This is a genomic window from Streptomyces sp. NPDC097595, from assembly GCF_044761525.1.
GTDB lineage: Bacteria > Actinomycetota > Actinomycetes > Streptomycetales > Streptomycetaceae > Streptomyces > Streptomyces drozdowiczii_A.
This window is the reverse complement of the sequence record NZ_JBIWCN010000013.1, coordinates 212,127-221,162: the sequence shown is the minus strand read 5'-3', so window position 1 is coordinate 221,162 and position 9,036 is coordinate 212,127. Positions and strand designations below refer to the sequence as shown.

Below are 9,036 nucleotides of genomic sequence, written 5' to 3'. Positions count from 1 at the left end.
GGCTGCACACCTACAATCACCACCGCGGACACACCGCGCTGAAAGGCCAACCACCCGCCAGCCGCGTCCCCAACCTCACAGGGCAATACACCTAGCGGTTACGTGATGTCCGCGTCCCGGCCCGCCGTGCAGCCCGTGTGCTGGACGACGGTGTCGGGGCCCGGTGCGAGCAGATGTTCGTGTCCGTCGTCGAAGCGGACGCGGTACGGGGGAGTGCCCCGGTCTCCGAGCACTTCCACGATCTCCGCGACCCGGTCGTGCTGCCCCACGGTCCTGCCGTGCGTCAGCAGCCGGTCGCCCTTGTGTGCCTCCATGGGGAGTGACCTCCTCGCGGGTGGCGTGCGGTGCCGTGCTGCTGACCAGTCTAGGACCGGGTCCGCGACGCGCGCTGAGTGAGCGCGATGCAGACCAGGACCGCGACGGCCGCCACCGGGGCGGCCGCCGCGACCTCCTCGCCCAGCAGGAAGAACGACCAGAACAGCGTCAGCAGCGGCTGTGCGAGCTGGAGCTGGCTGGCCCGGGCGACCCCGATCTCCGCCATGCCCCGGTACCAGACGTACAGCCCGAGGAACGTGGAGCCGGCCGCCACCCAGACCAGACCGACGACCCCGTGCACGCCGAGCCGCACCGGCTCGTACACCAGCGCGACGGCGGCGCCCGCGAGGTTGAGCGGGAGCGTGAGGATCAGCGCCCAGCCGGTCACCTGCCAGCCCGGCATCACCTTCGCCAGCCTGCCGCCCTCCGTGTATCCGGCCGCGCACACCAGCAGCGCCCCGAACAGGAAGAGGTCCCCGGCCGACAGCGCCCCGCCGCTCTGCGTCACGGTGAAGGCGATCACCACGGCCGCCCCGGCCACCGCCGCCGCCCAGAAGGCGCGGGGCGGGCGCGCCCCGGTCCGCAGCGAGGAGAAGACCGCCGTGGTCAGCGGGAGCAGCCCCACGACCACCGCGGCGTGCGAGGTCGTGGACGTCCGCAGCGCCAGCGTCGTCAGCAGCGGGAAGCCGACCACCACCCCGCCCGCCACGACGGCGAGCCCCGCCCAGTGCTCCCTGGCCGGCACCCGGACCCGGCCCGCGAGGAGGAAGCCGCCGGACAGCACCGCCGCGAGCAGGCTGCGCAGCGCTACCAGGGACCACGGGCCGAAGCTCTCCAGGCCCCAGGCGGTGGAGGGGAAGGTCAGCGAGAACGTCACCACGCCCAGCAGCGCGAGCAGCGTGCCCCGGCGGGCCGGGGCGGCAGCCGGTGCGGACGGGTGCGGGCGGTCCTCGGCGGGGGCGACCGCTATCGTGTTCGGCGCAGTAGCGCTACTCTCTGCTCTCATGCATGAGCGTAGCAGCGTGGCGGATCTGGTCGCAGCCCTGCGGTCGGAGCTGGACCGCTACTCCCCGGGTGAGAAGCTGCCGTCCAGCCGGGCGCTCGTCGAGCGCTTCCGGGCCGGCCCCGTCACCGTCTCGCGGGCCGTCGCCCAGCTCGCCGCCGAAGGGCTCGTGGTGACGCGCCCCGGTTCCGGCGCCTACCGGGCGCAGCCGTCCGCCCGGCCGGCGCCCCCGGCCGGTGACACCTCCTGGCAGGAGATCTCGCTCAGCGGCGACGGCTTCCCGGAGGCGGTGCCCCGCAGCGTCGACGCGTCCGGCCTCCTGGTCAGCCTCGTCCCCCCGCCCACCGGGGTCATCGAGCTCAACGGCGGCTATCTGCACACCTCGCTCCAGCCCGAACGGGCCCTGGCCGCCGCCCTGGCCCGGGCCGGCCGCCGCCCGGGTGCGTGGAGCCGCCCGCCGGTCGACGGGCTCACCGAACTGCGCGCCTGGTTCGCCCGCGACATCGGGCCCTCGCTCGGCGCCGCCGACGTCCTGATCACCGCGGGCGGGCAGAGCGCCCTGGCCACCGCGCTGCGTGCCCTCGCCCCGCCCGGCGCGCCCGTGCTGGTCGAGTCGCCCACGTACCCCGGCATGCTGGCGGTCGCCCGCGCGGCCGGGCTGCGGCCGGTGCCGGTCCCGGTGGACTCCGAGGGCGTCCGGCCCGATCTGCTCGCCGCCGCGTTCCGGGCGACCGGCGCCCGTGTCTTCGTCTGCCAGCCCCTCTTCCAGAACCCGACGGGCACGGTGCTCTCCCCGGCCCGGCGCCCCGAGGTCGTCCGGATCGCCCGGGAGGCGGGGGCCTTCGTCATCGAGGACGACTTCGCCCGCCTTCTGGCGCACGACGACGCGGGCCCGCTGCCGGCGCCGCTCGCCGCCGACGACCCGGACGGCGTCGTCGTGCACACCCGCTCGCTCACCAAGGCCGCCTCGCCCAGCCTGCGGGTGGGCGCGCTGGCCGCCCGGGGCCCGGCCCTGGAGCGGCTGCGCTCCATCCAGATCGTGGACAGCTTCTTCGTCCCCCGGCCGCTCCAGGAGGCCGCGCTCGAACTGGTCGGCTCGCCCGCCTGGGCCCGCCACCTGCGCGCCGTCTCCGCCGAGCTCGGCGCCCGCCGTACGGCGATGACGGCGGCGCTGCGGACGGCCCTGCCGGGCCTCGGCCTCCCGCACGTCCCGTCCGGCGGCGGCTACCTCTGGCTGACCCTGCCCGGCTCCGAGGCGGGCACGGACGAGTCCGCGATGGTCCAGGAGGCCCTGCGCGCGGGCGTGGCCGTCGCCCCGGGACGCCCGTACTTCTCCGCCGAACCCCCCGCCCCGCACATCCGCCTGAGCTTCGCCTCGGTCGCCGGGCCGCCGGAGATCACGGAGGGCGTACGCCGGCTGCGTACGGCCTGGGAGGGCACGCCCGCCGCCCAGATCCCTACTCGGGCGTAGGAGTGCCCGAACGACCTCTTGACCCGCGTCCCGATCCGCCTCACGATCGCGGCCATGAGTGTTCGGGTCACGCTCCTCGCCGCTGCGCGCGGCTCCGCCCTGCTCGGCGAGCGTTTCGATGACGACCGGCCGCTCGACGAGGCCGGCTGGTACGCGGTGCAGTTCGCCGCCCCCGCCCTGGCACCGCTGGGCTCCGCCGAGCTGCGCTACTGCTCGCCGACCCCGCGCAGCCGTGCCACCGGGGAGGCGCTGGGCTTCCGCCCCCTCGTGCAGCCGGCCCTGCGCGACTGCGACATGGGGCGGTGGCGGGGCCGTACGCTCGCCGAGGTCACCGCCCTCGAACCGGCGGCCGTGGACGCCTGGCTGGCGGACCCGCGCTCCGCGCCGCACGGCGGGGAGCCGCTCCTCGCGTTCATCTCGCGGATAGGCGGCTGGCTGGACACCCGCCCCGCCTGTGACGGTGCGATCCTCGCCGTCGCCGAACCGGCCGTGGTCCGCGCCGCCCTCGTCTACGCGCTGAAGGCCCCGCCGGCCACGTACTGGAACGTCGACGTCGGCCCGCTCGCCACCGTCACCCTCACCGGCCGCTCCCGCCGCTGGAGCCTGCGCCTGGAGTAGCGGCCGCGTCTTCGCCCTCCGTGTCGATGTGCGGAAGCACCCGGTCCAGCCACTTCGGCGACCACCACGCCGCGCGGCCCAGCAGCGTCATCACGGCCGGGACGAGCAGCAGCCGTACGACCGTGGCGTCGATCAGCACGCTGACCGCCAGGCCCAGGCCCAGCATCTTGACCACGATGTCGTCGCTGAGGATGAACGCCGCGAAGACGCTGACCATGATGAGCGCGGCGCAGGTGATCACCCGGGCCGTGATCTCCAGACCGTGCGCCACCGCGTCCCGGCTGTCCCGGGTGCGCAGCCACGCCTCGTGCACCCGGGAGATCAGGAACACCTCGTAGTCCATGCTCAGCCCGAAGACGATGGCGAACATCATCATCGGCACATAGCTCTCGATCGGCACGGTCCCGGACACGCCCAGCGAGGGCCCGCCCCAGCCCCACTGGAAGACGGCCACCACCACCCCGTACGAGGCGGCGATCGAGAGGAGGTTGAGGACGGCGGCCTTCAGCGCGACCAGCACACCCCGGAAGACGATCAGGATGATGAGGAAGGCGAGGCCCACCACGACGGCGATGATCCCCGGCAGCCGGGCCGCGATGATCGCGAGGAAGTCCTCCTGGGCGGCCGTCGTCCCGGTCACATAGCCCGAGGCGGCCGTCCCCGACACACCCTCGGGCAGCACGTCGTCCTTGAGGCGCTTGAACAGGTCCGTCGTCCCCGCGTCCTGCGGGGCGTCCTTCGACACCGCGGTCCCGACGAGCAGCGCGTCGTCACTCGTCGGCTGGAGCGCGCTGACGCTCGCCGCGCCCGGCACGCCCGTGAGCGCCTTCTTCAGGTTCGACGCGAGCGCCGAACGGTCCGCGTCCGGCACCGACCGCTGGTCGACCACCAGGGTGAGCGGCCCGTTGGCGCCGGGCCCGAAGGCGGTGGAGACCAGGTCGAACGCGCGCCGGTCCGTGAAGCTCGTCGGATCGGCCCCGTCGTCGATGTGCCCGAGCCGGATCGAGAACAGCGGGATCGCCAGGACACCCACCACGACCGCCCCGGCGACCAGGAACCACCACGGCCGCCGCTCGACCCGGCGCGCGTAGCGGTGCCAGCCGCCCTGCTGCGCGACGCCCGCCCCGGCCCCGCCCTCGGCGACCGGCGGCCGGACCCGGAGACGGTCGATCCGCCGGCCGACGAGCCCCAGCAGGGCGGGGACCAGGGTGAGCGCGCCGAGGACGGCGGTGACGACGGTGACCGCGGCGGCGGCCCCGAGCTTGCCGATGAACGTCACGCGCGAGACGTACAGCCCGGCGAGCGCGACGACGACGGTGCAGCCGGAGACCAGCACGGCGCGCCCGCTGGTGGCCACCGCCCGGCCGGCCGCCCGCACGGGGTCGTCGCCGTCCATGACGAGCTGGCGGTGGCGGGTGATCAGGAAGAGCGCGTAGTCGATGCCGACGCCGAGCCCGATCATGGTGGCCAGCGTGGGCGAGACACTGGCGAAGGTGGTGAGCGCGGCCAGCAGCCCCAGACAGCTCACCCCCACGATCACCGCGATCAGCGCGGTGACCAGCGGCATGCCCGCGGCGACGACACTGCCGAAGCCGATCAGCAGCACGACGACCGCGACCGCGAAGCCGATGGCCTCGCTGGTGAAGTCCTTGGTCTCGGGCCGGGCGAGCTCGCCGAGCGGACCGCCGTACTCCACCTGCACCCCGGCGCTGCGCAGCGGCTTGACGGCCGTGTCGACCTGGTCGAGGTAGGAGTCGTCCAGCGAGGTCGGGTTCACGTCGAACCGGACGGTGATGTACGCGGTCTTGCCGTCCTTCGACAGCGCGGTGGAGGTGGCGGAGGACGACGAGGGCAGCGGGTTCTGGGCGGACAGGACGTGCGGCAGCTTCTCCAGGTTCCCGACCGCCTGGCCGACCTGGTCGCTCACGTCCGTCAGCGGTTTCTGCGCGTCGTGCAGGACCACCTGGGCGCCGGTGCCGCCCGCGGCCGGGTCGTGCGCCCGCAGCAGATCGGCCCCGGTGCTCGACTGCGTACCGGACAGATCGAAGTCGTCGGAGTACGTGCCTCCGAAGGCGCTCTGGAGGACGTGCAGCCCACCGAGGGCCAGCAGCCACAGCACCAGGACCACGACGCAATGGCGGGCGCACCACTCACCGAGCCGGAGGAGCCGCCCGCGCCGCCCCGCCCCTGCCTCATACGTACTCACGCCGAGAACGTATGAGGCCGTACGCGGGGCGGCCGGTGCGACACGTTCAGCCGCCGGTGCGGTTCCACCGCACGGAGGTCACTCGGCCGTGCCGGACGCCTGCCGCTTGGAGACGAACATCGCGACGGCGTCGGCGATGGCCTGCTCGGCGGCCGCCTTGTCGATGCCGAGGCCGCTGAGCACGCCGGAGCCGTCCTCGTGCTCCAGCAGGGCGAGCAGGATGTGCTCGGTGCCGACGTAGTTGTGCCCCATCCGCAGCGCCTCGCGGAAGGTCAGCTCCAGCGCCTTGCGCGCGTCACCGTTGTACGGGATCAGCTCGGGGATCTCGCCCCCGGTGGCCGGGGGCAGCGCCTCGGTGGCCGCCTGCCGGACGGTGTCCAGGACGACGCCTTGGGCCTTGATGAACGCCGCCGCGAGTCCTTCGGGCTCGCTGAGCAGGCCGAGGACGAGGTGTTCGGTGCCGATCTCGGGGTTACCGGCGGCCCGGGCCTCGTTCTGGGCCGCCATGACCACGTTCCTGGCGCGCTGGGTGAAGCGGCCGAAGCCCTGGCCCGGGTCGAGGACGGCACCCTCGCCGGGGGCCTTGGCGACGAAGCGCTTCTGGGCGGCCTGCCGGGTCACGCCCATGCTCTTGCCGATGTCGGTCCAGGAGGCGCCGGAGCGGCGCGCCTGGTCCACGAAGTGGCCGATGAGGTGGTCGGCGACGTCGCCGAGGTGGTCGGCGGCGATGACGGCGTCCTGAAGCTGTTCCAGGGCGTCGGAGTGCACCTTCTTGATGGCCGCGATCAGGTCGTCCAGGCGGACGGGTTGCGACGGCACTACGGGATTCGTCATGTGTCAACCGTAAGTTGACAGTGGGGGAGTGTCAACTATCGGTTGACAGTGCATGCGTCCCCGAATGCGGAAACGCGCCGCCCGACGGAAGACGTCGGGCGGCGCGTATCGGTCTGCCGGGGATCCGGGATCAGAGGATGCCGGAGTCCGCGATGGTGACCTTCGCCTGGGTGCGGCCGCTCTGCGAGCCGAGGCCCTCGATCTGCTTGACGAGGATCATGCTGTCCTCGTCGGCGACCTCGCCGAAGACGACGTGCTTGCCGTCCAGCCAGGACGTCACGATCGTGGTGATGAAGAACTGCGACCCGTTCGAGTTCGGGCCGGCGTTGGCCATCGAGAGCAGGCCCGGCTTGGTGTGCTTCAGCTCGAAGTTCTCGTCGGGGAACTTGTTGCCGTAGATGCTCTTGCCGCCCGTGCCGTCGCCGCGCGTGAAGTCGCCGCCCTGGAGCATGAACTCCGGGATGACGCGGTGGAAGGAGGAGTCCTTGTAACCGAAGCCGTTCTGGCCGGTCGCCAGCTGGCGGAAGTTCTCGGCGGTCTTGGGAACGATGTCGTCGAACAGATTGAAGACGATCCGCCCGGCGGGAGCGTCGTTGATGGTGATGTCGAAGTAAACCTGGCTCGTCATGGATCCCATCCTGACATCTCCCCGGAGCGACCCGGAAACCCGGCCCGTCAGACGCCGGTGGTTCCGTCGATCCGCTCGCGGAGAAGGTCGGCGTGACCGCTGTGGCGGGCGTACTCGCCGATCATGTGGTGGTAGATCCAGCGGAGCCTCACCTCGCCGCCCATGAAGGGCGCCGAGTCCTCCAGTGAGCGCCCGGCGCATACCGCGCGGGACACGGCGATCTCCTCCTGCCAGGCCGCGAGGGCCTGGGCGAAGGTGACGTCCGCGGGAAGGTCGAACCCCCCGCTGTGCACCCCGGGTGCGGCCGGCGGGCCGTGCAGCGGCGGCACGTCCTCGCCGTTCAGAATCCGCCGGAACCAGTTCCGCTCGACCTCCGCGAGGTGCTGGACGAGCCCCATCGGCGTCAGCGACGACGGCGGTACGGAGGCGCTGCGCGCCTGCTCGTCGGTGAGGTCCTCGCACTTCTGGGCCACGGTGGCCCGGTAGAAGTCGAGCCAGCTCTCCAGGCCGGTGCGCTCGTCGGCGTCGAGGGGCGGCATCGGGCGTTCGGTGTGCGTCATGGCCCCGATGCTGCCAGGCGGCACCGACAACGGGGCGGTCACGGCCTCCGGCGGGGCTTGCCGCGCTTGGCGGCGGCGCCGCGAGCGCCCTGGGCGCCCTTGGCCGCCCGGGAGCCCTTCCCCGTCCCCGCGCCGGCGGCGCGCTTCGGCTTGTCCTTGGCCTTCGCCTTGTCCTTGGCCTTCGGCTGCGCGGCGGGCGCCGCACCCGCGCGGCCGCGCGAGCTGTTCACCGTACGGCCGCGGACGATGCCGATGAAGTCCTCCACCTGGTCGGTGGTCCTCTCCTGCGGCCAGGACAGCGCGACGCGCGACTCCGGCGCGTCGGTCAGCGTCCGGTACGTCAGGTCCTTGCGGTGGTGCAGCCGGGCCAGCGACTGGGGGACCACGAGGACGCCGATGCCCGCCGCGACCAGCTCGACGGCGTCCGCCGTGCTCGCCGGCCGCTCCAGCGCCGGGCGGCCGGGCAGCCGCTCCCAGGGCAGGGCGTCGTCCATCGGGTGGAGCACGATCTCGTCGGCCAGCTCCGCGACCGACAGCTCGTCCACCGCCGCGATCAGGTGGTCCTTCGGGACCACGACGACCGTGGTCTCCGTGTACAGCGGGATCGCGCTGAGGTCCGTGCCCTCCACCGGCAGCCGGAGGAACGCCGCGTCGGCGCCATGGGCGCGCAGCAGCTCCTGGGCGCCGTGGGCGGGGACCTGGACGAGTTCCAGGGGGATGTCCGGCAGGCGCTCGTTCCAGATCCGCACCCATTTGGCGGGGGTCACTCCGGGGACGTACGCCAGCCGGAACGAGGGGGTTGCTTCGGGGCCTGTCACCCCGCCAGGTTACCGGCCGTGGTCGAGGGCGCCGCACGCGCTGGATACCCTTGACCCCATGAAGTCCCACCAGACCGCCCAGACGATGAAGCCCGCGACCGCGGCGAAGAAGCTGGGTGTGTACCTCGACGCCACCCCCGCCGAATTCCAGGAGGGTGTCGTCTCGCGCGCCGAGCTGGCGGCCCTCCAGGCCGATCCGCCCCAGTGGCTGCGCGACCTGCGGAACAACGGCCCGCACCCCCGCCCCGTCGTCGCGTCCAAGCTCGGCGTCTCCATCTCGGGCCTGGCCCGCGGCGGGGTCACCGACGCGCTGACCACCGAGCAGATCGACGCCCTGAAGCAGGACAACCCCGAGTGGTTGCAGAAGGAGCGCGCCACCCAGGCGGACGTCCGCAAGGAGAACATCCGCATCAAGGAGCGGAACGCGGAGCGCGAGGCGAAGGACCGCGACGAGCGCGACTGACGCCCGGAGAGAAACGTGGGGGGGGGGGGGGGGGGGGGCGCGGCGCGGGCCCCCCCCCCCCCACGGGGCTGGGTGGTGGGGCCCCCCCCCGGGGGGCCCCCCCGCACACCGCGGCGCCGC

General features: G+C 73.4%; 10 protein-coding genes. 3 read left to right on the top strand and 7 right to left on the bottom strand.

Features of this window, described 5'->3' with window-relative positions; genetic code table 11:
- Positions 1-98 precede the first annotated feature (98 nt).
- Positions 99-314 (bottom strand): DUF1918 domain-containing protein, encoded by a 216-nt coding sequence (locus ACIQZN_RS21575; RefSeq protein WP_265545279.1) that lies wholly within the window; start codon positions 312-314, stop codon positions 99-101.
- Between the two features lie 50 nt (positions 315-364).
- Positions 365-1,321 (bottom strand): DMT family transporter, encoded by a 957-nt coding sequence (locus tag ACIQZN_RS21570; RefSeq protein WP_403996122.1) that lies wholly within the window; start codon positions 1,319-1,321, stop codon positions 365-367.
- On the opposite strand from ACIQZN_RS21570, the gene ACIQZN_RS21565 reads away from it, so the two are divergent.
- Positions 1,320-2,789 (top strand): PLP-dependent aminotransferase family protein, encoded by a 1,470-nt coding sequence (locus tag ACIQZN_RS21565; protein WP_403996119.1) that lies wholly within the window; start codon positions 1,320-1,322, stop codon positions 2,787-2,789. The genes ACIQZN_RS21570 and ACIQZN_RS21565 overlap by 2 nt on opposite strands.
- Before the next feature lie 54 nt (positions 2,790-2,843).
- Positions 2,844-3,407, top strand: a complete 564-nt coding sequence (locus tag ACIQZN_RS21560; protein WP_403996116.1) for a histidine phosphatase family protein — start codon at positions 2,844-2,846, stop codon at positions 3,405-3,407.
- Here the strand turns inward: ACIQZN_RS21560 and ACIQZN_RS21555 are convergent.
- The 5 genes from ACIQZN_RS21555 to ACIQZN_RS21535 form a co-directional block, all read right to left on the bottom strand.
- Positions 3,367-5,613, bottom strand: a complete 2,247-nt coding sequence (locus tag ACIQZN_RS21555; RefSeq protein ID WP_403996113.1) for an MMPL family transporter — start codon at positions 5,611-5,613, stop codon at positions 3,367-3,369. The two genes, ACIQZN_RS21560 and ACIQZN_RS21555, sit on opposite strands and share 41 nt — an antisense overlap.
- A 78-nt stretch (positions 5,614-5,691) precedes the next feature.
- Entirely contained in the window at positions 5,692-6,447 is a 756-nt protein-coding gene (locus ACIQZN_RS21550) for a Clp protease N-terminal domain-containing protein (protein WP_403996108.1), read from the bottom strand.
- Positions 6,448-6,577: 130 nt separating this feature from the next.
- Positions 6,578-7,075, bottom strand: coding sequence for a peptidylprolyl isomerase (locus ACIQZN_RS21545; protein ID WP_403996105.1), 498 nt, complete (start codon positions 7,073-7,075; stop codon positions 6,578-6,580).
- 47 nt (positions 7,076-7,122) lie between these two features.
- Complete coding sequence (locus ACIQZN_RS21540; RefSeq protein ID WP_403996103.1) at positions 7,123-7,635, bottom strand: DinB family protein; 513 nt, start codon at positions 7,633-7,635, stop codon at positions 7,123-7,125.
- Positions 7,636-7,673: 38 nt separating this feature from the next.
- Positions 7,674-8,453, bottom strand: a complete 780-nt coding sequence (locus ACIQZN_RS21535) for a LysR family substrate-binding domain-containing protein (protein ID WP_403996100.1) — start codon at positions 8,451-8,453, stop codon at positions 7,674-7,676.
- Positions 8,454-8,511: 58 nt separating this feature from the next.
- Here ACIQZN_RS21535 and ACIQZN_RS21530 point away from each other — a divergent pair, with 58 nt between their 5' ends.
- Positions 8,512-8,916, top strand: coding sequence for a DUF5997 family protein (locus ACIQZN_RS21530; protein WP_403996097.1), 405 nt, complete (start codon positions 8,512-8,514; stop codon positions 8,914-8,916).
- Positions 8,917-9,036 lie beyond the last annotated feature (120 nt).

Excerpts from the sequence above, each read along its gene's own strand:
- ACIQZN_RS21560 (WP_403996116.1), top strand. The coding sequence starts at position 2,844 with ATGAGTGTTCGGGTCACGCTCCTCGCCGCTGCGCGCGGCTCCGCCCTG.
- ACIQZN_RS21565 (WP_403996119.1), top strand. The coding sequence starts at position 1,320 with ATGCATGAGCGTAGCAGCGTGGCGGATCTGGTCGCAGCCCTGCGGTCG.
- ACIQZN_RS21540 (WP_403996103.1), bottom strand. The coding sequence starts at position 7,635 with ATGACGCACACCGAACGCCCGATGCCGCCCCTCGACGCCGACGAGCGC.
- ACIQZN_RS21530 (WP_403996097.1), top strand. The coding sequence starts at position 8,512 with ATGAAGTCCCACCAGACCGCCCAGACGATGAAGCCCGCGACCGCGGCG.
- ACIQZN_RS21575 (WP_265545279.1), bottom strand. The coding sequence starts at position 314 with ATGGAGGCACACAAGGGCGACCGGCTGCTGACGCACGGCAGGACCGTG.
- ACIQZN_RS21570 (WP_403996122.1), bottom strand. The coding sequence starts at position 1,321 with ATGAGAGCAGAGAGTAGCGCTACTGCGCCGAACACGATAGCGGTCGCC.
- ACIQZN_RS21545 (WP_403996105.1), bottom strand. The coding sequence starts at position 7,075 with ATGACGAGCCAGGTTTACTTCGACATCACCATCAACGACGCTCCCGCC.
- ACIQZN_RS21550 (WP_403996108.1), bottom strand. The coding sequence starts at position 6,447 with ATGACGAATCCCGTAGTGCCGTCGCAACCCGTCCGCCTGGACGACCTG.